The 25,661-nt window shown below is 36.8% G+C and carries 23 protein-coding genes; 7 read left to right on the forward strand and 16 right to left on the reverse strand.

What is annotated here, in order from left to right:
* Window positions 1–28 precede the first annotated feature (28 nt).
* A complete protein-coding gene (gene dusA, locus AC0QT4_RS03920; RefSeq protein WP_473200418.1) occupies window positions 29–1,009 on the forward strand; it encodes a tRNA dihydrouridine(20/20a) synthase DusA in 981 nt (326 codons plus the stop codon).
* Window positions 1,010–1,390: 381 nt separating this feature from the next.
* Window positions 1,391–2,380 carry a nicotinate-nucleotide--dimethylbenzimidazole phosphoribosyltransferase gene (gene cobT / locus AC0QT4_RS03925; protein WP_473200419.1) on the forward strand — a complete coding sequence of 330 codons (990 nt, stop codon included), beginning with the start codon at window positions 1,391–1,393 and terminating at the stop codon, window positions 2,378–2,380.
* A 47-nt stretch (window positions 2,381–2,427) separates the two neighbouring features.
* Here the strand turns inward: cobT and AC0QT4_RS03930 are convergent, their stop codons facing one another.
* The 6 genes from AC0QT4_RS03930 to topA all read right to left on the reverse strand — a co-directional run bounded on the left by AC0QT4_RS03930 (window position 2,428) and on the right by topA (window position 11,019).
* Complete coding sequence (locus tag AC0QT4_RS03930) at window positions 2,428–2,919, reverse strand: Lrp/AsnC family transcriptional regulator (RefSeq protein WP_473200420.1); 492 nt, start codon at window positions 2,917–2,919, stop codon at window positions 2,428–2,430.
* A gap of 18 nt (window positions 2,920–2,937) precedes the next feature.
* Window positions 2,938–3,573 (reverse strand): uracil-DNA glycosylase family protein, encoded by a 636-nt coding sequence (locus tag AC0QT4_RS03935; protein ID WP_473200421.1) that lies wholly within the window; start codon window positions 3,571–3,573, stop codon window positions 2,938–2,940.
* Between the two features lie 31 nt (window positions 3,574–3,604).
* Window positions 3,605–4,165 (reverse strand): thermonuclease family protein, encoded by a 561-nt coding sequence (locus tag AC0QT4_RS03940; RefSeq protein WP_473200422.1) that lies wholly within the window; start codon window positions 4,163–4,165, stop codon window positions 3,605–3,607.
* A 364-nt stretch (window positions 4,166–4,529) separates the two neighbouring features.
* Window positions 4,530–4,697: a 50S ribosomal protein L33 gene (gene rpmG / locus AC0QT4_RS03945; protein WP_473200423.1), complete on the reverse strand. Its 168-nt coding sequence runs from the start codon at window positions 4,695–4,697 to the stop codon at window positions 4,530–4,532.
* A gap of 1,456 nt (window positions 4,698–6,153) precedes the next feature.
* Entirely contained in the window at window positions 6,154–8,430 is a 2,277-nt protein-coding gene (gene rnr, locus AC0QT4_RS03950; protein ID WP_473200424.1) for a ribonuclease R, read from the reverse strand.
* 3 nt (window positions 8,431–8,433) lie between these two features.
* Window positions 8,434–11,019 (reverse strand): type I DNA topoisomerase, encoded by a 2,586-nt coding sequence (topA, locus tag AC0QT4_RS03955; RefSeq protein ID WP_473200425.1) that lies wholly within the window; start codon window positions 11,017–11,019, stop codon window positions 8,434–8,436.
* 265 nt (window positions 11,020–11,284) lie between these two features.
* Between topA and AC0QT4_RS03960 the strand changes: the two genes are divergently transcribed.
* Window positions 11,285–11,491 (forward strand): hypothetical protein, encoded by a 207-nt coding sequence (locus AC0QT4_RS03960; protein ID WP_254771059.1) that lies wholly within the window; start codon window positions 11,285–11,287, stop codon window positions 11,489–11,491.
* On the opposite strand, the gene dprA is transcribed toward AC0QT4_RS03960, so the two are convergent.
* Genes dprA through AC0QT4_RS03980 form a run of 4 tightly spaced genes read right to left on the reverse strand, consistent with a single transcriptional unit; the run spans window position 11,421 to window position 15,517 of the window.
* A complete protein-coding gene (dprA, locus tag AC0QT4_RS03965) occupies window positions 11,421–12,635 on the reverse strand; it encodes a DNA-processing protein DprA (protein ID WP_473200426.1) in 1,215 nt (404 codons plus the stop codon). The two genes, AC0QT4_RS03960 and dprA, sit on opposite strands and share 71 nt — an antisense overlap.
* Window positions 12,625–13,242 (reverse strand): glycerol-3-phosphate 1-O-acyltransferase PlsY, encoded by a 618-nt coding sequence (plsY, locus tag AC0QT4_RS03970; protein WP_473200427.1) that lies wholly within the window; start codon window positions 13,240–13,242, stop codon window positions 12,625–12,627. Before plsY ends, dprA begins: the two co-directional genes overlap by 11 nt.
* 17 nt (window positions 13,243–13,259) lie before the next feature.
* Window positions 13,260–14,555, reverse strand: coding sequence for a dihydroorotase (locus tag AC0QT4_RS03975; protein WP_473200428.1), 1,296 nt, complete (start codon window positions 14,553–14,555; stop codon window positions 13,260–13,262).
* The gene (locus AC0QT4_RS03980; RefSeq protein WP_473200429.1) at window positions 14,552–15,517 is read right to left on the reverse strand and encodes an aspartate carbamoyltransferase catalytic subunit; all 966 of its coding nucleotides are present in this window, start codon (window positions 15,515–15,517) and stop codon (window positions 14,552–14,554) included. The genes AC0QT4_RS03975 and AC0QT4_RS03980 overlap by 4 nt, the downstream gene beginning before the upstream one ends.
* Before the next feature lie 126 nt (window positions 15,518–15,643).
* On the opposite strand from AC0QT4_RS03980, the gene AC0QT4_RS03985 reads away from it, so the two are divergent.
* Window positions 15,644–17,272 carry an acyl-CoA dehydrogenase family protein gene (locus AC0QT4_RS03985; RefSeq protein WP_473200430.1) on the forward strand — a complete coding sequence of 543 codons (1,629 nt, stop codon included), beginning with the start codon at window positions 15,644–15,646 and terminating at the stop codon, window positions 17,270–17,272.
* On the opposite strand, the gene ruvX is transcribed toward AC0QT4_RS03985, so the two are convergent.
* A complete protein-coding gene (ruvX, locus tag AC0QT4_RS03990; protein WP_473200431.1) occupies window positions 17,257–17,736 on the reverse strand; it encodes a Holliday junction resolvase RuvX in 480 nt (159 codons plus the stop codon). The two genes, AC0QT4_RS03985 and ruvX, sit on opposite strands and share 16 nt — an antisense overlap.
* 116 nt (window positions 17,737–17,852) lie before the next feature.
* Between ruvX and gatC the strand changes: the two genes are divergently transcribed.
* Together gatC and gatA are read left to right on the forward strand one after the other, a co-directional pair.
* The gene (gene gatC, locus AC0QT4_RS03995) at window positions 17,853–18,140 is read left to right on the forward strand and encodes an Asp-tRNA(Asn)/Glu-tRNA(Gln) amidotransferase subunit GatC (protein WP_473200432.1); all 288 of its coding nucleotides are present in this window, start codon (window positions 17,853–17,855) and stop codon (window positions 18,138–18,140) included.
* Between the two features lie 30 nt (window positions 18,141–18,170).
* Window positions 18,171–19,655: an Asp-tRNA(Asn)/Glu-tRNA(Gln) amidotransferase subunit GatA gene (gene gatA / locus AC0QT4_RS04000; protein WP_473200433.1), complete on the forward strand. Its 1,485-nt coding sequence runs from the start codon at window positions 18,171–18,173 to the stop codon at window positions 19,653–19,655.
* Between the two features lie 105 nt (window positions 19,656–19,760).
* On the opposite strand, the gene AC0QT4_RS04005 is transcribed toward gatA, so the two are convergent.
* From AC0QT4_RS04005 to AC0QT4_RS04025, 5 genes are all read right to left on the reverse strand, one after another.
* The gene (locus tag AC0QT4_RS04005) at window positions 19,761–20,471 is read right to left on the reverse strand and encodes an ABC transporter ATP-binding protein (RefSeq protein WP_473200434.1); all 711 of its coding nucleotides are present in this window, start codon (window positions 20,469–20,471) and stop codon (window positions 19,761–19,763) included.
* Window positions 20,458–21,240, reverse strand: coding sequence for an ABC transporter ATP-binding protein (locus AC0QT4_RS04010; protein WP_473200435.1), 783 nt, complete (start codon window positions 21,238–21,240; stop codon window positions 20,458–20,460). The genes AC0QT4_RS04005 and AC0QT4_RS04010 overlap by 14 nt, the downstream gene beginning before the upstream one ends.
* Window positions 21,237–22,295 (reverse strand): branched-chain amino acid ABC transporter permease, encoded by a 1,059-nt coding sequence (locus AC0QT4_RS04015; protein ID WP_473200436.1) that lies wholly within the window; start codon window positions 22,293–22,295, stop codon window positions 21,237–21,239. Before AC0QT4_RS04015 ends, AC0QT4_RS04010 begins: the two co-directional genes overlap by 4 nt.
* Window positions 22,295–23,371, reverse strand: coding sequence for a branched-chain amino acid ABC transporter permease (locus AC0QT4_RS04020; protein ID WP_473200437.1), 1,077 nt, complete (start codon window positions 23,369–23,371; stop codon window positions 22,295–22,297). Before AC0QT4_RS04020 ends, AC0QT4_RS04015 begins: the two co-directional genes overlap by 1 nt.
* Window positions 23,372–23,489: 118 nt before the next feature.
* A complete protein-coding gene (locus AC0QT4_RS04025) occupies window positions 23,490–24,623 on the reverse strand; it encodes an ABC transporter substrate-binding protein (protein ID WP_473200438.1) in 1,134 nt (377 codons plus the stop codon).
* A gap of 296 nt (window positions 24,624–24,919) precedes the next feature.
* On the opposite strand from AC0QT4_RS04025, the gene AC0QT4_RS04030 reads away from it, so the two are divergent.
* Window positions 24,920–25,495, forward strand: a complete 576-nt coding sequence (locus AC0QT4_RS04030; RefSeq protein ID WP_473200439.1) for a cold-shock protein — start codon at window positions 24,920–24,922, stop codon at window positions 25,493–25,495.
* Window positions 25,496–25,661 lie beyond the last annotated feature (166 nt).

Below are 25,661 nucleotides of genomic sequence, written 5' to 3' on the forward strand. Positions count from 1 at the left end.
AGTTAATAGATGAGAGAGTGATGCTCCTATGATATTTTATAATTCTCCATCATCAGTAAAATTTGCAGTAGCTCCAATGTTGGGCTGGACAGATCGCCATTGCCGGTTTTTTTATCGCCTTTTAACGAAAAAAGCTCTTCTTTATACCGAAATGATTGTAGCCGATGCTGTCATTCATGGTGTTTGCGAACAAATATTGGCTTTGAACGATAAAGAACATCCAATTGCTTTACAATTAGGAGGAGCTGATCCGGAAAAATTGGCAAAGGCCGCACAAATTGCTGAAGGATTTGGTTATGACGAAATAAATCTCAATGTTGGTTGTCCATCAAATCGTGTTCAAGCGGGTGTATTTGGTGCTTGTTTGATGTTACATCCTGACATTGTGGCAAGTGCTGTGGAAGCGATGAAAAAAGTAGTTAGCATTCCTGTTACTGTTAAATGTCGTGTTGGTGTGGACGAGCAGGATGAAGAATTCGCTTTAGATATTTTAGCGCATCAAGTTTGGAATGCTGGGTGTGATGCCCTCTGGGTACATGCACGTAAAGCATGGTTACAAGGATTAAGCCCTAAAGAAAATCGCAATATTCCGCCACTGAATTATGAAAGAGTTTATAAGTTAAAACGTAAATATCACCATAAATTCATTGGAATAAATGGTGGAATTAAATCTATTGATGAAATCAAAAAACATTTAACGGTGTGTGATGCTACCATGATTGGTCGGCAAGTTTATCACGATCCAGCTTTTTTAAAATATATTGATTTTGAAATATATGGTGAATCGCAGAATAATCTGAGTGATGGTGATCTTATTGAAACTATGTGTGATTATATTGCTCGATATATCGCATTAGGAGGACGGCTTTCTCATGTGACGCGTCACATGATTGGATTATTTCATGGTCGAGATGGGGCGCGTCGATGGCGGCAAATATTATCAAATGATGCAACAAAAGTTGATGCAGGCGTGCATGTTTTGAAAAAAGCTTTTTCTGCTATCATTTAATAACAGATACAGATTGATTTTTGTTAAAGCTTTAAGAAATCTAGAGCTTTATTTTTTTATGAAGATTTTGAATGAATTTAGATTCGTAGACTGCAAAAAACTGTTACTTTTTATTATGGAGAGGACTCCCTATAAATAGGTGGTCTAATGTTACGCAAGAGAAAATTTCTATTAAGAATATAATTTAAAAATATAGAGTAATATATTGATATTATATAAATTACTAAAATAGTTATCTCATTAAAAATAAAGTGCAAAAATAATTTTACGCATAATATTTAACGTTTTTAAAAGCTGCTTTAAAAAAACAAATAAATTATTCATATCCTGTATATATGACGAGATTCTCATTAAGCATTTTAGATTTGAAAAGGTATTTTCATGACCGTTAGTCCATTTGATGATTTTCGTGCTTTACTCGCGAATTTACCTGTTGCTGACGCATTTTCTATGATGTTGGCAAAAAGACGGCAAGCAAAATTAACGAAAACTCAAGGAGCGTTAGGGAAACTTGGAGATATCGCTGTTTGGTATGCAGGATGGAGAGGAACAGAAAAACCTGTTGTCAAACGACCTTTGGTCGCTATTTTTTCTGGAAATCATGGTGTTATAGAAGAACATGTTACATCGTTTCCACAGTCTATGACACAACAGATGGTGCAAAATTTTGCTTCTGGTGGTGCTGCTATTAATCAAATTTGCATAGCGTATGATCTTGGATTGAAGATTTTTGATTTGGCACTCGAATATCCCACAATGAATATTACTAAAGATGCAGCAATGGACGAACGGAGTGCGGCTGCTACAATGGCATTTGGAATGGAATCCATTGCGGGTGGGACAGATCTCTTGTGTATAGGTGAAATGGGCATTGGAAATACAACAATAGCTTCAGCTCTATGTTTAGCTTTGTTTGGTGGAAAAGTGGAGGAATGGATAGGAAGCAGTATGGAGGGTGAGGAAGAATTTTACCAGCGTAAAATAGTAGCAGTCAAGAGAGCGCTTTCTTTACATGAAGGTCATTTAAATGATCCTTTTGAAATAATGCGTCGCTTAGGAGGCCGTGAAATTGCCGCTATGATTGGTGCTATTTTAGCAGCAAGAATGGAAAAAGTACCTGTTGTTTTAGATGGTTTTGTTGCAACGGCAGCAGCAGCTGTTCTTTATAAAATGAATCCAAGAGCTCTAGATCATACTCTTGTTGGACATGTTTCCTCTGAATCTGCACATCGTAAACTTTTAAAAGAAATTGACAAAGAGCCACTTTTAGATTTGAATATGTCTCTTGGTGAAGGGGCCGGTGCGGCTATTGCGGTTGGTATTGTTAAGGCTGCTATTTTGACTCACACACGAATGGCGACTTTTGAATAAAATGATTTGACTATCTATAAAGGGTGATAGCGCCTTTAAATAAATCTTTAAGAACTTTGTTCGTTCGTTTTTTCTTGCAATTTTATGTAATTGAGGGGAAGTTCTGTTGTATATTTAATCTGTTCCATTGCGAAAGAAGATGAAACGTCACGAATATCAATTCGTGCAATTAATTTCTTATAAAATAGATCATAGGCTTCTATATTGGGAACGACAACGCGCAATAAATAGTCAATATCTCCACTCATTCGATAAAATTCGATTACTTCACGGAATTCTCCTACAATTTTTGAAAAACGCTTAAACCATTCATGGCTATGGGTGTTTGTACGAATGGAAACAAAAACGGTAACATGCGCGTTTACTTTCTCTGGAGAAAGAACGGCAACACGACGCTGAATAACACCTTCTTCTTCAAGTTTTTGAATTCTACGCCAGCAAGGAGTGGTTGAAAGTCCAACTCTTTTAGCGATATCAGCAACAGAGAGTGTCGCATTTTCTTGTAAAAGATGTAAAATTTTTCGATCCAGACGATCCATGTTTTTTCTCAATTCAATTTATAAAAGTTTACGTATTAAATTTCGTAGGTATACGATAAGCTCATCATTAAACCATGGATTTTTGCGTAACCAAGAAGTGTTTCGCCATGATGGATGAGGTAAAGGCATAACATTATAGCCTCGAGGTTGATTTATGGAAAGAATATTTCTCCAATCCTTGACGGTTTCTGAAACAGTTTTATGCTTTAATTCGGTAATGTGCCACTTTTGTGCATAACTTCCAATAGCAAGGACAAGCTTTATTTGGGGCATAGCTTGAAATACTTCTTTATGCCATATTTCACGACATTCACGTCTTGGAGGTAAATCAGATTTATTTGAATCATAGCCTGGAAAACAAAATCCCATAGGAACAATAGCAAAGAGAGATCTATTATAAAATTCTTCTTTCGTAACATCAAGCCAATTGCGCAATCTTTCACCAGAACGATCATTAAAAGGAATAGAAGTTTCATGTACACGCAATCCTGGTGCTTGACCCGCTATTGCAATAGAAGCTGTATCGGATAAATAAACGACAGGTTTTGGTTCATGAGGAAGAGGAGGAAGATAATGAGGACGTTGGATACAAATACGACAAGAATAAATTTTCTTTTCAAGTTCGATAATTTGGCTACGCTGTGGTTGTTTCATTGATAAATATGGAAAGAGTCAAGAATATCTTTTATTCTATTCGAGGATGTGTTTTTCGCCATTCTCTCGGTCGTTGAAAATATGATCGCCATATTCCTTTTTTTTTCTTTCTAGCTTTTTGCTCTTCTTCGGGGTAATCATAGTAGCTTACTGCCAAACCATCACGCACAAGGGTCGCATTAATATTGCTGACTTGTTTGGTCTCACATGTTGCAAGAATGCGGCGATATTTATCTTTTTTAGACCAGTAACATGTAACAGGTTGATTTGCTATGAGTCGTTCTAAATATTTTTTTGCTTCAAGTCCACATGGATAGCGCATTTTCTTATTACCACAAAATTGGCCGAGCTCAGGGGCATCTATTCCTGCAAGACGAATCGTAACAGAAGAAATTATAATTGAATCACCGTCAATGATGAATGCATGACCTTTGACAGATTCTTTAGAGAAAAAATTTACTTTTTTAGGGGGTGTTTCAGTATATTTAAAATAAAATGTTATAATGACAAGAATAGTAAAAATAACAAAAATACTAAAGCCAATAGCCTTTAGATTTAAATCTTTTATCTTAAAATAAGCCTCTTTTTTCATAAAACAAATAAACTGCTACGGTGATACGTTTTATTGACTGAGAATCCCTTACAATTTTTGCATAAATTTCGTTCTTTATTATTCTAGTATAACTAAGAAATTCTTATATATTTAATACGCTTTGCAATTTCATGCACGTGTAAAAAAATAAAACACAATCTTATAATAAGTATTTTTGTCATATGTAAATAAACAAAAAAGAAAAAAAGCGTTTCAAATCTCTATACACAACATATAAGTTACAGGTATACTAACACCTTCAACTTTAAAAATATTAAGAACACACCTTGAAGAATTCTTCTAAAGAATAATAAAATTACCTTTATTCTACGCTGCAGAACTTGTCAGTTAAATATGTAATCAATTATTTAATTTTTGTTTCTTTAAATTCAACGTGTTTTTTTACAACTGGATCATATTTACGTTTACTCATTTTATCTGTCATCGTACGACTATTTTTCTTTGTTACATAGAAAAAACCAGTCTCTGCAGTTGATAAAAGCTTGATCTTAATGGTTGCTGCTTTAGCCATAATTTAAGCATCCTTTATTTTACTGAAAACAATTTACTCTTAAAATCTGTTTTAATGTAATTAAATTTTGCGGCAACACTACGGATGTTCTAAAAAAAGTCAAGAGCTGATTAATTTCCTCATGCGTTGTACAATTAGTCAAATAAAAATATAAGCAAAGAAACAAGCCATCAAGTAATAGCTCCCTTTTATTGCTAAAAAACAAATGATTTAAAGATATCCTAATTATCCAGTAATGATTGTCTTAATGAGGTACTGATTCCATAACGAAACAAAAGAAAAATAAGTAGGAATAAGTTCATACCCTTTGAGACGTGCCTCTAAATGTGTAAGCCCGACGGTATAAGGTCTTGTAGATATGCTTCCAAAAAGAGAGAGAAAACATCAAAAGTTATAGATGTTTTATTATTCATGATATCATAAAATTTCCAATAACTCTTAAATATATGATATTGCTCTAAAAGAGTAACATCGATTTGTGGCATAATTGCTTATAATACTAATATACCACTCAAGAGAAAGTGTTACCAATTACGAATGTTGCTATCAAGTATCCTGCCTGATTTTCATTATCCAATATATATATATATATATGCGAAGGCATTATAAGAGGTAATTCTTCCATTTAGATAACATCATACAGACTCACTGCCATCATTAAGCTTGAAAACGTGAAAAAGATAGAGGGAGTAGTCGTCTATATTTTTTATTATGGACTTAATTTCTAAGTGATGAAAATTTTTATAGCAGCAAGTACAACAAAGATGCAGCCAGTAAAAATATAAATCCTTATATTTTTATTTTTGCTAACAATATGGAATCCATCAAACAACTAAGCTTAGTATGATCGCATAAAAAAGAAAAAAATCCTTTTTTTAGCTGTTTCACAACTGTTATTCAAAACTTTGATAGGATAAACAGAACTGTCATGATGAAATATAATTATAAATTTTAAAGTGAACAAACTTCATATTGCGTCAAAAAAGTTATAACCTTAAAAAGCTTAAAATTTCGCTATTCATTATAACGATTCTACCATTCTACTATAGCTGATAGCACTCTTCGAAATGTTTTTCTCAGTTATTAGAAGCTAAAAATATATTCTTCATGCTATGCTAATAGAACTGATGATTGTAAGTTCTATAACGATTGCATACCAACAATTTTTGAATTTTAAAAGCTTTTTAGCTCTTATTAAGATAGCTTAATTGTATCTTTAGTTATTCAATTTATAAAAATTTGATTTAGAATGAAAAAACAAATCTATTAAATTGTATAATTTATAATTAATTTAATATAAAAAATTATGATAAATATTTTGTATTATTTTTATGTTTTATAAATATAAAATATTGTATAATGAATAAATTTTATTTTATAGGTAAATAAGATAAAATTTATAGTAAATTACATAATAATTTCTAATTTAAAATTTTCTATAGTTTATATTTTTATATTAATATTTTTTTATAAAATTGTATTTTCTTTTTTTTATAAATTTGCGTTTATGATAGGAAGTAGAGGAAAAAGCTATTGGACGAGGTTCTGTTAAGAGCTCAAAGCTTAAAGCACCAGCAAAAGGCTGTACGGTTACAAGTTTTACTTCTACTTTATCACTCAGTTGGTAACCTTTATGACTATGCTTTCCTACAAAAATATGTTGCGCTTCATCAAAATAATAGTAATCATCTTTAAGTGTAGAAATATGTACAAAACCATCTGTATTAAGTCTATCAAGTGAGATAAAAAGACCTGCTTTTGTAACACCAGAAATACGGCCTGTAAAAATACGGCCGATTTTGTTGGTTAAGTAGTGTGCGACAAGTCGATCAATGGTCTCTCTTTCAGCTGTCATTGCACGACGTTCATATAAAGAAATCTGAGTAGCTATTTCTTCAAGATTTTGCTCTTGTGCTTCTGTTGATTGATCATTCCCTAATTTTAAAACTTTAATCAGTGCGCGATGGATAATAAGATCAGCATATCGACGAATTGGTGATGTAAAATGCGTATAATTCTGTAAGTTTAAACCAAAATGGCCAATGTTTTTAGGATTATATTCAGCTTGAGATTGGGCGCGCAAAATAACCTGATTGACTAATTCTTGTTGTTGGGTATTCGCCACTTTTGTTAAAATACTATTAAGACGTGCTGAGGTAAGTTCTGCCCCTCGAGAGAGTGATATCCCCAAACTTTGAAGAAAATTTCGCAGTACTTCTTGTTTTGCAAGAGAGGGTTTATCATGGATACGATAGAGGAGGGGTTGATGATGTTCTTTTAATGTTTCAGAAGCTGAGATATTCGCTTGGATCATGAATTCTTCGATCAAACGATGGGCTTCTAAGTGTGGTTCATTCACAACATCTTTGATGCACCCATTTTTATCAAGTATAATCTTCTTTTCTGTTATTTCTAATTCTAATGGTTGTCGAAGATTCCGCGCGATTTTGAGGAGTTCATAAGATTCCCATAAGGGCAGCAAAATGCTCTTAAAAAAGGGAGAACTTTTTTCATTTATTTTTCCCTCAATTGCTGATTGGACTTCTTGATAAGAAAGTTTAGCTAATACACGCACCATAACACGATGAAAACTATGTTTTCGTTTGTTCCCATTCGCATCAAAAATCATACGAACGGCTAAAGCTGGTCTTTCCTTTCCTTCACGTAGAGAACATAAATTATTAGAAATGCGTTCTGGCAACATTGGTACAACATGATCAGGAAAATAAATAGAATTCCCTCGTTTTAATGCTTCTTGATCTAAAGAACTTCCTGTTTTAACATAATAAGAAACATCTGCAATCGCGACAACAATAATCCAACCACCAGGATTTTTAGGATCTTTATCTTTTGTTGCATAAACCGCATCATCATGGTCTTTTGCATCTGCTGGATCAATTGTAATAAGTGGTAATTGCCGCCAATCTTCACGATTTTCTATGTTAGCAGGTTTTATATGCTTTACTTGCTCAAGAACATTTTCAGGAAAAATATAAGGAATTCCTTTTGAGAGAAGAGCAATCATCGATAGTGTTTTTTCACTCTCAATATATCCTAAAATATTTTTGATTTGTGCGCTTTTTAGTCCATAACCAGTATTTTTTTTAATCTCAACTTCAACAAGGTCACCAGATTTTATCTTTATTTTTGAGTCTGTTTTGGCGATCTCAATAATGAGTTCATTCGTTTTGCGTTCTATAGGGATAAACTTCCATTGATTAGTTTTTAATTTTTGTACAACACCAAATACGCTCTTTGGGGACGCATCAATTTTATGAATAATTCGCCCTGTATAATGAGGGTGTTGAGACGTTTTATTTTGAAAAATTTTTACAAGAACGTGATCTCCAACGCCAACGTTTATTCCTTTTATGTGATGAAAAGAGTGTATTTCGATATTTGGTTTTGCATCACCTTCCCATTTAAGAGGTTGAGCAATTAAACCGCCATCTTCATTTCGGCCACTAATTTTCACCAAAGCAACAGGTGGTAATTTTTCTTTGTTTATTGCCCTTTTACGTTGGTTTGATATGAGTTTTTCATCTTTCAGCTCACGTAATATACCTCTCAACCAGATACGAGAATCACCTTTTAAGTTAAAAGCTTTGGCAATTTCCCGTTTACTGGATCGGTCAGGATACTCCTTAATAAAGGAAAGAATTTCCGCCTTGTTGGGCAGCTGTTCCATATTGAATGATTGGAAATATTTTGTTTTTTTTGCACCTTTAGTCAAATTTTATGTCTCTTTTCTTTTGGAAGGAGCTCTTTTTGTTTTTTTATTGGAAACTTTACCTGTTGCTTTTTTACCAGATTCTTTAGCCGATATAAGTTCTAATGCTTCTGAAAGTGTTACACTAATTGGTTCTTTGTCTTTTGGCAATGTTGCGTTAATTTTGCCCCAATTAACATATGGGCCATAACGCCCATCGCGTAAGGTGACAGCTCCTCCATCTGGGTGCTCCCCTAATGTTGCGAGTGCAGCTGAGGTTGTTCTACTCCGCGTTGTTTTATTTTCTTTTTTTTCAGCAAGTACTGTAACGGCACGATTGATGCCAATATCAAAAACTTCATCCACATGAACAAGAGGAGCAGATTTGCCATTATGCGTAAGGTAGGGACCATAACGCCCGATAGTTGCTGTAATCATTTTTCCTGTTTCAGGATGCGTGCCAATTTCACGAGGCAGGGAGAGTAAGTCCAAGGCTTTATCAAGAGTTACATTTTCTGCTTGCCATTCTTTTGGTAGTCCTGCACGTTTGGATTCTTTGCTTTCACCAAGCTGAATATAGGGACCAAAACGACCATTGCGAAGAGAAATATCTTTTCCTGTTTGAGGATCAATACCAAGTATGATAGGTTCATCATTACGCATGGCTTCATGTTCTTCTCCTGTCTCTGTTCCAAGTTGGCGTGTGTATTTGCACTCAGGATAATTAGAGCAGCCAACAAATGCACCATAGCGTCCTAGCTTTAATGATAACTCACCGTTTTTACAAAGAGGACAAGAACGGACATCACTTCCATCTTCACGTGTAGGAAAAGCAAGAGGAGCTAATGTCACATTTAAAACGTCAAGGACATTTGTGATACGCAGCTCTTTGATGTTGGTAATAGATGTGTTAAATCCATCCCAGAAATCACGCATTACATCTTTCCAAGAAAGTTTGCCATCCGATATAAGATCCAGTTTTTCCTCAAGATCTGCTGTAAAACCATATTCTACATAGCGATTAAAGAAATTTTCAAGAAAAGCTGTAACAATACGCCCTTTTGCATCAGGAATAAGTTTCCGTTTATCAATGACAATATATCCACGATCACAAAGTGTGGATAATGTAGACGCATAAGTCGAAGGGCGACCGATTCCTAATTCTTCAAGCTTTTTAATTAAGGAAGCTTCAGAATAACGGGGAGGTGGCTCTGTTGTATGTTGTACAGTTTCAACTTTTTCTTTTGTAAGTGCTTCACCAGTGTTTATTTGCGGTAAACGTGTTGTTTCATTTTCTTCATTATCGCTTTCTTCTTCTCGTTGATCAGTATAAACAGAAATAAAGCCATCAAAACGAATAACAGAACCTATCGCACGTAAATTCGCGTAGTTTTCTCCTTGTTGTGCTTCAATTTCAACGGTTGTGCGTTCAATTTCAGCAGAACGCATCTGGCTAGCAATAGCGCGCTTCCATATCAGTTCATAGAGTTTTGCTTGATCACTATCGAGAAAACTTCGTACTTGTTTTGGTATTCGTTGAAAATCGGTTGGGCGAATAGCTTCGTGTGCTTCTTGTGCATTCTTTGCTTTTGTTGAATAAAAACGTGGTTTTTCAGGAACATAATCACTGCCAAAGGAGGTATGAATGACTTTTCTTGCTGAATCAATGGCCTCTGGAGCTATTTGCACACCATCGGTACGCATATAAGTAATAAGTCCAGCCATTTCACCGTTGATTTCAACGCCCTCATAAAGTTTTTGTGCAACTTGCATAGTGCGAGAGGCTGAAAATCCTAATTTTGAAGAAGCTGCTTGCTGTAAAGTAGATGTTGTAAACGGAGGAGAAGGATTTCTCTTCGTGGGCTTTGCTTCAACATTGAGTGTACGATATTTTGCTTCCTCCAACATAAGACGAATTTGATCTGCTTGTTCTTGAGATTGAATATCAAGTTTGCCAATCTTTTTTTGATTAAACATTGTTAATCTTGCTTGGAAAACATCATTTCGGATGGTTTTTAAGCTTGTTGTAATAGACCAATAATCTTCTTTGATAAAATGTTCTATTTCCGATTCTCGATCACAAATAATACGTAGAGCAACGGATTGAACGCGACCAGCTGAACGTGCACCAGGAAGTTTACGCCACAAAACAGGTGAGAGTGTAAAACCAACGAGATAATCAAGAGCACGACGTGCGAGATATGCATCTACAAGTGATGTATCAATATCACGTGGATTACTCATGGCATCAAGAACAGATTTTTTGGTGATGGCATTAAAGACAACCCGTTTAACAGGTTTATCCTTTAAAACTTTTTTTTGACGAAGCACATCAAGAATATGCCATGAAATTGCTTCTCCTTCACGATCAGGGTCTGTTGCTAAGATGAGGCTATCCGCCTCTTTGACAGCCTTTGCTATTTCATTCAAACGCTTAGCTGCAGCAGAATCTACACTCCATTTCATAGAAAAATCTTGATCGGGTAGAACAGAGCCATCTTTTGCCGGTAAATCACGAACATGTCCAAATGATGCGACTACTTTATATTGAGAACCAAGGTATTTATTAATTGTTTTTGCTTTTGCTGGAGATTCAACGATAACGATATCCATAATTTTACCCGAATGTTGAAATAAAAATTTTTTTTATAAACCTCTTTCATAGGAATAGCTAATGGCAATTCGTTAAGAGCACATAAAAAAATATTAGCCATATAAAAAACATTAATATTGCACAACTTGTGATTGTTATTATTAAAATACACCCTATATAAAGTTACACTGTTTATTTTATACTATTAATACAAAAACATACGGAAAATTACTAAGATAACATCTATTGAGAAGTAGGAGGGGAAATGCTCAAGGATAGAGAATTATGTTTATAAATCATTTAAAAGTTATCCAATATATTACAGATATGTCAGAACAAATGAATCAGATGGCGCGTCAAGCACATAGCCCACTTTTAGCGTTGCTTTTGGATATGGTTGCTAAAGAAGGGCAAAGCATTATTAATAGTGCTGAGGCTCTTGGGGAAGATCCGAATTCGACAATGACACATAACCACCAGAGTGTCGAATAAGCTTTCCAGCAAGCTCGAGCTCTACAAGCACAAGGTAAAGGTGTGGCAGTAAAACACCTGAGTGAGTGCTCAGTGTATCTAGATCGATTGGAGTTGTTGAAAGGGCAGAAAAAACGGACGCACGTTCTGCATCATCTACAACCGAAGACGGGGTGCTGGCTTTTTGATTAGGAAGGATGGAGCTATCCTCTTCAAGTTGTAGAGAGGACGGTTCCTCAAAAAAATTGAGTTGGGAATGTGCGGAAATTGGGGTTAATGGTGTAAGCATTTCGATGATGTCAGAGGGATGCGTAGTGAGCAGAGTGCCATCTTTAATTAAGTTGTTTGTACCAACAGATCTTGGATCAAGTGGAGAGCCGGGAATGGCGAAAGTTAATCGTCCCATTTCTGCGGCTTGACGTGCGGTGATTAAGGAACCTGATCGTAGAGCAGCTTCTACAACTAAGAGACCGAGCGAGAGACCTGCAATGATGCGGTTTCTCCGTGGAAAGTCGATAGCGCGTGGCTTCCAACCAATCGGCATTTCACTGATAATCGCTCCTCCATTGGCGATAATATCTTCATGGAGTTTTTTATTTTCAGGAGGGTAGATGTGATCAATTCCACCAGCCATTACTGCGACTGTACCTGTTAATAAACTTGATTGATGTACAATGCTATCAATTCCGCGAGCAAGTCCGGAGATTGTTGTAAAACCAGCATCTCCAAGAAAATTGGCAAATTGAGCAGCAAGTTTTTTGCCAGCCGCTGAAGCATTGCGAGATCCTACAATTCCAACAGAAGGTTTTTGGAAAACTGAAACATTTCCTTTTATGGCAATGAGAGGAGGGGGAGATTCCGTTACCTTAAGGAAAGCAGGATAATCCGGTTCTCCGACACCGATAAACCGAACACCTAACTTTTCAGCTTCTTGTATTTCTTTTTCTGCATCTTCTATCGTTGTTATTCGAATAGAAGTAGAAAGCCCACCTTTTCTACCAAGCTCAGGAAGTGCCGCTAAAGCATTTTCTGCTGTTTTATAATGATCAATGAGATTGCGGAAACTCACTGCTCCAATATTCTCACTTCGCAATAACCGTAACCAATTGAGACGTTGACGATCAGTGAGCAAGATTCCTTTATTCATCCCCGTTTTATTTACCAACCTTGCTTTCTTTTCCAACTAATAATTTACGAATATTTACATAATGTTTTATATACACAAATATGCTCATCACAAACAGCATAAAAGAGAAATAAGGATCGGAAAAGTAAAAAACAAATATCGGAGTGATAATCACAGCAATAAGTGCGGATAATGAAGAGTAGCGTGTGAGTAAAAGAATCGTCATCCATACAACAATGAAAATAATTGCTGCTGGCCAGTAGACTCCTAAGCACACACCAAGATAGGTAGCAACACCTTTGCCACCTTTAAATCTCAACCATATGGGAAAAAGATGCCCCAAGAAAGCAAAAAAACCAACTAAAGAAACAAGGAGACTATTTTCTATCGGAGCATCTAAAAATTTTATAACAAGAATAACAACAGTTCCCTTCAACATATCGCAAAGAAGTGTGAAAGCAGCAACTTTTTTATTTCCTGTCCGTAGAACATTTGTCGCTCCAATGTTACCAGAGCCAATTGTTCTTACATCACCAAGTTTAGCTAATCGCGTAAAAAGCAAACCAAATGGGATCGATCCGGTGAGATAGGACATCAGAAAGATAAACCAAGTACAAAACTGAAAAACTATTTCACTTTCATTCATTAAAAATCTCATTAAGTTTACTGATCAAGTTTAAAAATTGATTGTCCTTTAACAAAAGTTTGAATAACACGCCCTTGGAAGCGTGCATTCTCAAAAGGTGTATTTTTTGAGCGTGAATATAGTTTCTTTGCAGAAACCACCCATGGTTCTTCAAGATCAACCAAAATGAGATCCGCATAAGAACCTCTTTTGAGGGTCCCTGCATTCAGACCAAAGAGTTTTGCAGGTGTTGTTGATAAAAGGTCTGTTAATCGTAAAAGAGAGATGCTTTCATCATGATAAAGGCGTAAAGCTGCACTCAATAAAGTCTCCATACCAATGGCACCTGTTGCTGCATCATTAAATGGTAAATGTTTTGTATCAACAGTCTGAGGATCATGGGAAGAGACAATAATATCTACTGTTCCATCTTTTATTGCTTCAATCATTGTTCTGCGATCTTCTTCTCTGCGCAATGGAGGCATAAGACGAAAGGATGTACAATACTCACCAATGTCATTTTCATTAAGAGACAAGTGATTAATAGATACACCGGCTGAAATCTTTTCGCTGCGTTGTTTGCCTAAGCGCAATGCTTCAACAGATAATGCTGTCGATATTTGTGCCGCATGATAGCGTGTTTGTGTCAATGCAGCTAAGCGCAAATCTCTTTCGAGTGGTATAACTTCTGCTTCTCGAGGGATTCCAGAAAGACCAAGCCAACTCGCTAAGAGGCCTTCATTCATAACGCCTTGTCCTGTGAGGTCTTTGTCTTGTGTTTCATGCATTAATGGAACATCGAAATCACGTGCATATGTCATAGCACGCCGCATAACAGATGAATTTTGAAGTGTTTTTTTTCCTTCACAAAAAGCAACAGCTCCTGCATCTTTTAGCAAACCAAACTCGGTTATTTCTTGTCCCTGAAAACCTTGAGTGATCGCAGCAACAGGATAAATATTGACCGATGACATTTCTTGTGTTGTATGCCTAATAAATTTAACAAGTGCTACAGTATCGATAATTGGATTTGTGTCTGGCATCATAAGAAAAGAAGTAATACCACCGGCTGCTGCAGATTGGCTTGCTGATGTAATTGTTTCACGACTTTCATTTCCTGGCTCTCCAATAAAAACACGAGCATCAACAAGTCCTGGAAGGATTGCTTTGTTTTGTGCATTAATAATTTCTGCCCCTTCGGGGATTCCTTGATTTAATGCTTCTTTTCCAGCGGCTACAATCAGTCCATTTTCAACAATGACAGTGCCAACTTCATCCATTGTGCGTGAGGGATCAATAACACGGGCATTTTGAAAAACAATTGGCTTTATCATTTTTTCTCTCCACTTGCTTTAAGGCGTGAATCCAATAAAGCCTCCATGACAGCCATACGTACAGCGATTCCCATTTCTACTTGTGTATGAATCATACTTTGTGGTCCATCTGCTATGTCAGATGCTATTTCTATGCCACGGTTTATTGGACCAGGGTGCAAAACAATGCAATCACTTTTGGCATAAGACAAATTTTCTTTATGTAAACCAAAATAATGAAAATATTCACGAATGGAGGGAATAAAGGAACCTGCCATACGTTCATGTTGTAAGCGGAGCATCATGATGACATCAGCACCTTTAAGTCCTTCTTTCATCGTGTTAAAAACCTCAACACTCATATCAGCAATTCCTGTGGGTAGGAGTGTAGAAGGCGCAACAGCACGAACCCGAGCTCCCAAGGCGTTGAGACTGAGGATATTAGAACGCGCGACACGTGAATGCAAAATATCTCCGCAAATTGCAACAGTTAATCCTTCAATGCGGCCTTTTGTCCTTTTAATTGTCAGAGCGTCTAATAAAGCTTGTGTTGGATGTTCATGGGCACCATCACCTGCATTAATCACACAACAATTCACTTTTTTTGCTAACAAAGCGGCAGCTCCAGCGCTATTATGACGAATAACAAGTATATCTGGTTTCATTGCATTGAGGGTTGTTGCTGTATCAATTAATGTTTCTCCTTTTTTTACAGATGAATTGCCAATAGCCATACTCATCACGTTTGCGCCTAAACGTTTTCCAGCTAATTCAAAAGAAGATTGTGTACGCGTGGAAGCCTCAAAGAAAAGATTAATTTGAGTGTATCCACACACTGGAGATTTCATTTTATCAATTTTTTTAGAGAGATTAACATTTGCATCTGCACGATCCAGCAATACGGTGAGATCTTCTACACTCAAATCTTTAATGCCTAAAAGATGTTGATGGGGAAAAAGGGGAAAAAAAGTATTTTGAGTCATAGCATTATTTTCTATCTCTCTCTAAACAGATTAAACAAGCATTTGTTTGAATATAATAAATGTTTTTTAATTGCAAAATGACAAATAGTCTATGATGTGAATGATTTGAATAATAGGAATATGCCTATGAGTGCTGTATCTGCGCAAAATGTCCGCAAAAAAAATGCGTTTCTCAGTGATACGCTTATGTTTCGTATTGCTTCTACGTTGCCTAAATTTTTATTAGCAAGTTTTGAAGAAATAGGAGATTTTGTAGCGAGTCGTGAAGCATGGGAGCTTTCCTCTTTAGCGAATCGTTATCGGCCCATATTGCGTCACAATGATGAATGGGGACATCCAATAGAAAAATTAGAGATCCATTCTTCTTATCAAGCTCTTCAACAATATTCTAGACACGCTGGCTTGGTCACTTCACTTTGGGAGAATACCACTTCAGAAAACGGAGTACGCTACCAAGCTCGTGCAATTCGCTTAGCTTTATCTGCTGGTTTAGAAACAGGGCATTTGAATGAGGTAATTATAGCAAGTGCAGCTATAGCAGTCTTAATTAGTGATGTTGGGCTCTTTAACAAATGGCAAAATGTGCTTTTATCACGACAATATGATTCATCGTCTAAACCTATTAATAGCAAAAGGGCGGCTTCATTTACCTGTGCTTTTGATGATGTTGAACAACACGAAAAGTACTCTTTCAATTTCCCAATTGTTAAAAAAATTTCTTTTGATGAAAAAGTTGGCTGTGATCTGTACCGTTTAAATGTTGTAAAAACGAATGTTATTAACCCTATAGTTGATGGATATCTTGTGAGTGCAGAATCAGATGGTCATTTAAGTTGCTTTTTAGTTCCACGAATACAAGAAAATGGAGCGTTAAATGGCATTATATCGATTCGTCATTTGCTACAACGTCCTGGAGAATCTTTAACTCCAGAGGGAGTTGTTGAATTTCAAGGGAGTTATGGTTGGCTTTTAGGAAATATGGGGGAGGGATTGAAAGTCATTAAAGATATTGAAACGATGATGCGTTTTGATCAATCTGTCGTATCGGCAGGTGTTTTGCGCGCTGCACTCCAATCTGGTATCGATTTTTTTCGGCAAAAGATGCCAGATCAACCTTTGCCCCCATTAACAGAACGTATTTTTGCTGATATTGCACTGGATGTTGCTGCTGCACAAGCATTGGTTTTACGTTTAGCACGAGCCTTTGATAATGCTGCAAATGATCGCTCTGAAGCAGCTTTTGCGAGAATTATGACTCCTATTATTGCTTATCATGTGAGTCAACTCGTCATACCTATTATTGGCGAGATTATTGCACAGCTTGGCATCGAAAGTTTTGTAGAAGGTAATCCATTATCACAAATGTTGTACAATGGTCCTGCACGGATTGTGAGAAATAGCTCTGCGAATCAATTGGTGAAAGATGCAATTCTCATCGCCGAAAGGGCACCGGGATTATTTCAGAAATTGTTAGAAAAAATTGCTGTTGATATTGGACCAGCTGGACCACGGGCAATCGAGATCATTAAGTCTGCTGCTGAGATGGCATCGGCAAGTGAGGGAGCTGGAAGATTTTTTGTTGAACAAGTAGCGTATGCCGCCGCCGCCGCGTCATTACGTTCTATAGATATAGAACATGTGGCAAATGCTTATATGGAAAGCCGCCTTGGAGGACAATGGAGATCTTCCTATGGAATGCTTATTGCACGGTATAATGCAGGACATTTGTTAAATGTTCTTTATCCTTCCATATGATGAAGGCTTTGAAGTCTATCGAGTGCACCTTGCAATATGAAAGCAGCAGCGGCCGAATCGATTCTTGTTGCTCTTTTAGCGCGTGATACATCCATTTCTAGAAGAGAACGTTCTGCGGCAATTGTTGATAAACGTTCGTCCCAAAAAACAAATGGAATTTTTATATATGCTTTCATAGTGCTGACAAAAGTTCTGGTTGCTTGAGCACGAGGACCGCAGCTTCCATTCATATTAAGTGGTAATCCAATGATAATAATCCCCACATTTTCATGATCAAAAATTTTTATAAGGCTGTGCGCATCTTCCATGATTTTTTTTCGTTGAATTACAGGACGCGGATTTGCAAAAGTTAGCCCTATATCAGAAACTGCAATTCCAATCGTTTTTTTTCCCAAATCTAAACCTGCTATGACTTGCCCAGGCAAAAGATGTGTCATAACTTCATTGATATTAATAATAGCCATATGATTTATAATTTAAGTCTTTTCGTGTTTCAGGTTATCAATATTCTTGCGCTTGCAAACGCAGCCTTGTATAGCCAATAGGCAAATGTAAAAATAAAAAAGCAGAAAGGCACAGTATGTCTGTTGATCAAGAAACAGTCAAGCGGGTAGCGCATTTAGCGCGTATTGCTGTCCATGACGATGAAGCAGAACGTATGACAAAAGAACTCAATGTCATTTTAGGTTTTGTAAAACAATTAGATGAAGTCGATGTTAGGAGTGTTGAACCATTAACATCTGTGATACCAATGGCTTTACGAATGCGAGAAGATAGTGTCATAGATGGTAATCTAGCAGAAGATATCGTAGCAAATGCACCTGTTACAGAAGAAAACTTCTTTCTTGTTTCAAAAGTCGTCGAGTAATTTTTGTATTTTAAGAACTTGAGAACCAATATGACCGATTTAACAACCTTTACCATTGCACAAGCTCGTGATTCTCTCATAAAGAAAGAGTTCAAAGCAACTGAATTAACAGAAGCTTATTTAAAAGCAATTGAATTGGCTAATCCAACTTTGAATGCTTATGTGACAATAACAGCAGAAGAAGCAAGAAAAATGGCTGCTGAATCAGAGTGCCGTTTGGCTAGAGGGCAGGGGAGAGCTTTAGAAGGAATTCCGTTGGGAATTAAGGATCTTTTTGCCACACAGGGGGTTCATACTCAAGCTTGCTCATATATTCTTGATGGTTTTAAACCGCATTATGAATCAACGGTATCTGCTAATTTATGGCAGGATGGAGCTGTTATGTTAGGTAAGCTCAATATGGATGAGTTTGCTATGGGGTCTTCCAATGAGACGTCATATTATGGTCCTGTCATTAGTCCATGGAGAAAAAAAGGCTCCCATGAGAAGCTGGTGCCTGGTGGTTCATCTGGTGGTTCTGCAGCTGCTGTTGCCGCGCGGATTTGTGCTGGTGCAACAGCAACAGATACAGGCGGTTCAATACGCCAGCCAGCGGCATTTACTGGAACAGTAGGAATTAAGCCAACTTATGGGCGTTGTTCACGATGGGGTACTATCGCTTTTGCTTCATCACTTGATCAAGCTGGGCCTATCGGACGTGATGTTCGCGATTGTGCTCTTTTGCTTAAATCAATGGCTTCTTTTGATAAAAAAGATTCTACTTCTGTTAATTTACCGGTCCCTGATTATGAAAGCTATCTTGGTCAATCAATCAAAGGAATGAAAATTGGAATTCCAAAAGAATATCATATGGAAGGAATGTCTTCTGAAATTATTGATCTTTGGCAAAAAGGAATGAATTGGCTAAAAGAAGCGGGTGCTGAAATAAGCGATATTTCATTACCCCATACAAAATATGCTTTGCCTGCTTACTACATTGTCGCTCCTGCAGAAGCATCTTCTAATTTGGCACGCTATGATGGTGTTCGTTTTGGTCTTCGTATACCAGGAAAAGACGTTATTGAAATGTATGAAAATACCCGTTCAGCTGGTTTTGGAGATGAAGTTAAACGTCGTATTTTGATTGGTACTTATGTTCTCTCATCGGGTTATTATGATGCTTATTATTTAAGAGCCCAAAAAGTTCGAACATTGGTAAAGCGTGATTTTGATCAATGTTTTGCGTCCGGTATTGATGCTATCCTCACACCGGCAACACCAACACCCGCCTTTAGTATTGCCGATGAAAAAATAAAAAAAGATACTGTAGCAATGTATCTCAATGATATTTTTACTGTGCCCGTTAATATGGCTGGTCTACCAGGTATCTCTGTTCCTGCTGGTCTTTCAGAAAATGGACTACCACTAGGGTTGCAATTGATTGGTAAACCTTTTGCTGAGGAAGTTATCTTTCAGATAGCGTACATTATAGAACAAGCAGCAGGCGTGTTCAGCCCAGAGAAGTGGTGGTTGTAAGAAATCGGGAATTTTATGAAAAGAATTTCATAAAAACATTGTTCTCTTAAAATAGCGCGTTTTTTTGAAAAGGGGCACTGTTGACTTTTTAATGCTGTGTAGTTTTTATCCACCAAGATATGCTTCTTTAACACGTGGATCAAAAAGCATCGTTTTGCCTTCACCATGAAATAAAATGTGCCCTACCTCTAAAATATAGGCATAGTCAGCAATCGAAAGCGCAGCAAATGCATTTTGCTCAATAAGAAGAATGGTTTTTCCCATATCATTAATTTTTCGGATAATTGAAAAAAGTTCTTTTACAAGAAGTGGTGCTAAACCTAGAGAGGGTTCGTCTAATATTACCATGTCAGGATTACTCATGAGTGCACGACCTACAGCAAGCATTTGCTGCTCACCACCAGACATTGTTCCACCCAATTGTTTTGCCCTTTCACGTAAACGTGGAAAGAGATCAAATACCCATTCAATATCACGAGCAATTGCTAGCTTATCATGGCGAATATAAGCACCTAGGTGTAGATTTTCTAAAACAGTGAGGTGGGGCATGATACGCCGCCCTTCAGGACTGAGAGCAATGCCTAAGCGTAAAATTTTTTCTGGTGATTTTTTAATAATTGATTCGCCTTTATAGGTAATTTCTCCATAAACAGATCGGTTGAGTCCTGTAATAGAGCGTACAATGCTACTTTTTCCTGCTCCATTGGCGCCAATTAAAGTTACTATACTCCCCTTTTTTATAGACATAGAAAGGTTTTGGATAGCTTTAATGGCACCATAATGAACGTGAAGATTTTTGATTTTAAGAATATCCATAAACATCTCCGCCAAGATAAGCTTCAATAACTTTAGGGTTGTTACGAATTTCATCCGGTGTACCATTGGCAATACAACAGCCATATTCCATTACCCAAATATATTGGCAAAGCCCCATAACAACTTTCATATCGTGTTCTATAAGCAGAATTGTAAGATCAAAGTCTTTCTGCACTTTTGCTATGAATTTTCTAAGATCCTCACTTTCCTGTGGATTCATACCCGCAGCAGGTTCATCAAGAAGCAGCAATTTTGGCTTTGTCGCTAGAGCACGTGCAATTTCTAGACGTCGTTGTACACCATAGGGCAGAGTCATTGCCGATTGATTCGCAAGATGATCAAGCTGAAGCCGTTCAAGAAGTTCCATTGAATTTTTATGGACTTCTCGCTTTTCTTTTATTGCTTTTGGAAAAAACAGTGCTGAAGAAAACCACGGATATTTTTGTCGAACATGAGCTCCTACCATAACATTTTGCAAAACTGTCAATCCTGAAAAAAGGCGAATATTTTGAAATGTTCGTGCAATATGGCGTCTGCAGATAATATAAGGAGAAGATCCAGAAACTTTTTTACCATCAAAAAGAATTGTTCCACTTGTGGGAGCATAAAATCCAGAAATCATATTAAAAACTGTCGTTTTTCCAGCTCCATTTGGACCGATTAATCCAGTAATTGTTCCCCGTTTAATTGTCATATTAATGTCATTTACAGCAACCAAGCCGCCAAAACGCATCAAAACATTGTTGAGTGAAAGGATGGTGTCGTTCATAGCTTTCCCTCAGTATTAGAGAGTTTCTTACGTGTCAAAAAGCTATAAATTCCATTCCATGAGAATTCATGTTGTCCCAACAACCCTTTTCTCCAAAAGAGGATAATGACTAGCAATAAAAGAGAAAAAACAACCATACGAAGCCCAGGTGTCTCTGGAATATGGACAAAACCCAAATCAAAAGGACTTTCAATAATACGAAGCCATTCAAGCATCACTGTAATAATAATGCTCCCAAGAACGCTTCCTGTAATTGAACCAAGCCCACCAGCAACAACAATCATTAAAATATTAAATGTTAGGAGAAAATTAAACATTTTTGGATCGATCGTTGAAATGAGAGCAGCCATTAATGCTCCTCCTATACCTGCAAAAAATGCACCAACAGTGAAGGAAAAGCTCCGGTAGAAAAAAGCGTTAACACCCATTGTTTTCGCGGCGATTTCATCATCACGAATAGCACGTAATACGTTGCCAGTATTGCTTCGTAGTAAGAGAATAATAAAGAGAATTGTAAATGCTAACCAACCATAGTTCCACCATAATGTCGCCTTTTGAGGTATTCCTTTAATTCCCAAAGAACCATTTGTCAGGGATGAGGCATTCGTAATGACAATACGAATAATTTCTGCAAAACCCAATGTTGCAATTCCAAGATAATCACCACCAAGCCGTAATATAGGAAGAGCAATCAATAAACCTACAACTGCAGCAGATAAACCACTTATAACAACGGCAATAAAAAAAGGAAATTGGAGATGATGCAACGGTTCAGCTATAGGATCAAGAATCCACATCATTTCTTTTTGTTCAGGAGAAAGAAGTAAAATTGCACAGACATAAGCACCAATAGCCATAAAGCCAGCATGTCCTAGAGAAAACATACCGGTAAAACCGTAAATCAAATTAAGCGAAATTGCCAATATTGCGTTAATAGCAATAAGATTGATGATACGAAGGGTATAGTCATTAAAATGGTTGTCAGCATAAAATAAAAAACCGATAAGAATAAAAATACTGATACAGGATAGAAAAGTTGTAGCTGATTTTACCATTAGATCTTCTCCTGACTTTTTTTACCCATTAATCCAGTAGGCATTATCAATAAAATCAGAATTAATAAAATAAAAGCGAAAGCATCTCGATATCCAGATAATGCGGGAAAAAATGCAATAATCATAATTTCAATAAATCCTAATAACAATCCCCCCAACATTGCTCCTGGAATTGAGCCAATCCCTCCAATAACGGCAGCGATAAATGCTTTGAGGCCAGGAAGAACCCCCATATAAGGTTGAATTTGAGGATAGCGTAACGACCACATAATCCCTGCAATAGCAGCAAGCGCTGAGCCTATGCCAAATGTAAATGCAATAACTTTATTGACAGAAACACCCATCAAACGGGTCGTTTCAATATCATGTGAGATTGCACGCATAGCAAGACCAGGTTTTGTTTTATGGATAATCCATAACAGTAAAATGATAAGAATAAACGAAACAGTAGGAACAATTAGAGACATTGGAGCAATTATAATGATTCCGTCTACTCCTGACTTTAAATGCCATAGGAACGGTATTACAAGAAAATCTGGTTGTTTTACTCCTTTGGGGACACCACTAAAGAGTACAGTAGAGAGATTTTCAATAAAGAAGGAAACTCCAATTGCGCCGATAAGTGCTGAGATACGAGGAGCATGACGCAAAGGTTTATAAGCGAATTGATCAACAGTAATACCCACGGCGCTTGTAATAAAAATTGAAAAGCACAAGGCCAATATCCAAATCGGTGTAAAATCTCGTGGGGCAATTTTAAAATAGTAAATAAACCCTAAGATAAGGACTAAAAAAACAGCAATCCAAAAAGTTGAAGGGCGCTTTTTGTATCCTATAAATACCGAATAATAAATAAGAATTGCTAGAAGAAAAAGAAGAACTGCAGTCCAAGCAGGCATAAAGCTAATTGTAGAAAAGAAAACAAAATATGCCCCTAGCATAAAGATGTCACCGTGAGCAAAATTAATAAGCCTCAATATGCCGTAGACCATGGTGTAACCAATAGCGATAAGTCCATAAAGAGATCCCAATGCCAGTGCATTAAAAAAATACTGGATGAACATTTCAGTGCTCATCTATTATCCTTCCACATTTGTTAATTCATACAGGATAAAATAAGAAATCATCAAATTTCAGTTGAGGAAAAGCCCTCTACTATCTCTTGAGATCTTGACTACAAAAATTGCTGATTTTTTAAAAAGCAGGTTTAACTTCATCTAAATAGACACGTTTTCCACCCTTTATTTCAATTATACCAATAGGAATTTTAGGATTATGATTTTCGTCCATAGACATATCACCAAAGGGGGTTTGAAAATCTTTTAATTTGCTAAGTGCTATAGTGATCTTTTCACGATCTGCACTACCAGCATTTTCAATGGCTTTCATAAACATCATATAACTCGTGTATCCCAAAACAGAATTGATATTGGGTTCTTTACCAGGATAAGCTGCTTTCCACTCATTTGTGAATTCTTGTGCAGCTTTTGACATATTCGGCATGTCTTCACTATAGGGAAGTGTCGTATGTAAAAAACCTTCTGCAGCTTCTCCTGCAATTGTGATGGTTTCTGGATTATCCATGGCATCTCCACCCATAATCCGAAACTTTGCACCTAGCTCGCGTGCTTGTTTCATAATAATGGCACCTTCAGAAAAGTAGGATGGAATAAATAAGATATCAGGTTTTTGTGCTATAATCTGTGTAAGAACAGCTGAAAAATCCTGATCTCCAGAATTGTAGTTTAAATTTGAGATAATCTCACCACCTAGCTTTTTGAAAGCACGCGAGAAATAACTTGCAAGGCCAATTGCGTAATCACTTGATATATCTTTCAGAATAGCCGCTTTTTTTGCATGTAAAGTTTGACGCACATAAGTTGCAATTCCAATTCCTTGATAGGAATCTATGAAGCAAGCGCGAAAGTAATATTTCTTACCTTGTGTAACAAGTGGGTTCGTTGAAGAAGTTGCAATGGTTGGAGTCTTTGCTTTTTCAGATATTTCTCCACCAGCCAACGAGAGTGAAGAGCCATAACTACCAATAATTCCATTAACTTGTTCACTGGCGGTTAAACGCATAACAGCATTAGCAGCTTCTACTTTATCAGATTTATTATCAATAATAACAAGCTCTACTTTACGTCCCAATATTTCTGGAACTTTTTTATGTGCCAATTCTATGCCTCCAATTTCAAGTTGTCCTCCAAATGCATTTTGACCACTTAATGGAAGGTAAACACCAATTTTGATAGGTTCATTCGCATAAACATTTGTTACAAGTGCCATGATAGCTGCGAGGTTGGTGAGGATTTTCTTCAATTGCATTATGCACTTTCCTTGAATGAGTTGAGGTTTTTGCACCTTATCGTGAACTTCTTCATCATGCAAGTTACACATTCATGAAAATATTACTGATGAAAAATCTCTTCTTTTTCAATTGTAAGATATGTAGGGCGTATGAGCAAACATTTTTGTGAATATTCGTGTTGATATTCACATGAGGAGGTACGACAATATGGGGAAATCTTATCTTGGGGCTTGCGTGTTGATGCAAGAGCAATGTTTACTTAAATGTAGAGAATCAATATCGTACAATTAAAGCTACAGGATCACGTTTTATTATGACCAGTAAAGATGCATTAAAGGATTGTTCCCTATCTGAGGGCAGTGTAGGTGCTTATGGTGAAATTATTGAAATCAGTGGTGTCATTAAGTGGTTTGATAGTAGTAAGGGGTATGGATTTATTGTGCCTGATTTGCCTAATTTCCCCGATATATTATTACATGTTACTGTCATGCGGAGAGATGGTTTTCAAACAGCGTTAGAGGGTGCTAAAGTGATCTGTGCTGTGGAGAAAACTGAGCGGGGATTGAAATGTGTTCAAGTGAAATCCATAGATTTCTCTTCAGCAGTTCATCCGTCAGAAATTCCGGCTCGTACACATGTTGTTGTGACACCAGAAAGCGGTTTAGAGCGTGCGATTGTTAAATGGTTTAATCGAGATAAGGGATTTGGTTTCCTTAGCCGTGGGCAGGGAACAGAAGATATTTTTATTCATATGGAAACATTGCGTCGTTTTGGTTTAGCAGAGCTTCGTTCTGGTCAGGTTGTCCTTGTACGTTTTGGTAAAGGGGAAAAAGGCTTAATGACAGCAGAAATTTATCCAGATATCGGGATTCCGTTTGCTACGCATTAAACTCCTTCTTAAATCTATATACTCTGCTCTTGTTCTTTTTGATAGAAAGATCGCTAGCGATAAGAGGTATTAAAGTGAACAGCATTTGCAAGAAAGAGTTCATCTGTACAAGTCATAAATCAAATAGAGCAAATTAAACTGTTGCATTGAATGCAATAAAAAGATG

The organism is Bartonella sp. EBT8 (assembly GCF_055796165.1).

Coding starts and splice junctions, on each gene's coding strand:
- AC0QT4_RS04025 (WP_473200438.1), bottom strand. CDS start 24,623: ATGCAATTGAAGAAAATCCTCACCAACCTCGCAGCTATCATGGCACTT.
- AC0QT4_RS03935 (WP_473200421.1), bottom strand. CDS start 3,573: ATGAAACAACCACAGCGTAGCCAAATTATCGAACTTGAAAAGAAAATT.
- AC0QT4_RS03980 (WP_473200429.1), bottom strand. CDS start 15,517: ATGACTCAAAATACTTTTTTTCCCCTTTTTCCCCATCAACATCTTTTA.
- ruvX (WP_473200431.1), bottom strand. CDS start 17,736: ATGGCTATTATTAATATCAATGAAGTTATGACACATCTTTTGCCTGGG.
- AC0QT4_RS03985 (WP_473200430.1), top strand. CDS start 15,644: ATGAGTGCTGTATCTGCGCAAAATGTCCGCAAAAAAAATGCGTTTCTC.
- AC0QT4_RS03930 (WP_473200420.1), bottom strand. CDS start 2,919: ATGGATCGTCTGGATCGAAAAATTTTACATCTTTTACAAGAAAATGCG.
- AC0QT4_RS04020 (WP_473200437.1), bottom strand. CDS start 23,371: ATGAGCACTGAAATGTTCATCCAGTATTTTTTTAATGCACTGGCATTG.
- plsY (WP_473200427.1), bottom strand. CDS start 13,242: ATGAATGAAAGTGAAATAGTTTTTCAGTTTTGTACTTGGTTTATCTTT.
- AC0QT4_RS04010 (WP_473200435.1), bottom strand. CDS start 21,240: ATGAACGACACCATCCTTTCACTCAACAATGTTTTGATGCGTTTTGGC.
- dusA (WP_473200418.1), top strand. CDS start 29: ATGATATTTTATAATTCTCCATCATCAGTAAAATTTGCAGTAGCTCCA.
- AC0QT4_RS04015 (WP_473200436.1), bottom strand. CDS start 22,295: ATGGTAAAATCAGCTACAACTTTTCTATCCTGTATCAGTATTTTTATT.
- cobT (WP_473200419.1), top strand. CDS start 1,391: ATGACCGTTAGTCCATTTGATGATTTTCGTGCTTTACTCGCGAATTTA.
- AC0QT4_RS03975 (WP_473200428.1), bottom strand. CDS start 14,555: ATGATAAAGCCAATTGTTTTTCAAAATGCCCGTGTTATTGATCCCTCA.
- gatA (WP_473200433.1), top strand. CDS start 18,171: ATGACCGATTTAACAACCTTTACCATTGCACAAGCTCGTGATTCTCTC.
- AC0QT4_RS04030 (WP_473200439.1), top strand. CDS start 24,920: ATGACCAGTAAAGATGCATTAAAGGATTGTTCCCTATCTGAGGGCAGT.
- AC0QT4_RS03940 (WP_473200422.1), bottom strand. CDS start 4,165: ATGAAAAAAGAGGCTTATTTTAAGATAAAAGATTTAAATCTAAAGGCT.
- gatC (WP_473200432.1), top strand. CDS start 17,853: ATGTCTGTTGATCAAGAAACAGTCAAGCGGGTAGCGCATTTAGCGCGT.
- AC0QT4_RS04005 (WP_473200434.1), bottom strand. CDS start 20,471: ATGGATATTCTTAAAATCAAAAATCTTCACGTTCATTATGGTGCCATT.
- rpmG (WP_473200423.1), bottom strand. CDS start 4,697: ATGGCTAAAGCAGCAACCATTAAGATCAAGCTTTTATCAACTGCAGAG.
- topA (WP_473200425.1), bottom strand. CDS start 11,019: ATGGATATCGTTATCGTTGAATCTCCAGCAAAAGCAAAAACAATTAAT.
- AC0QT4_RS03960 (WP_254771059.1), top strand. CDS start 11,285: ATGTTTATAAATCATTTAAAAGTTATCCAATATATTACAGATATGTCA.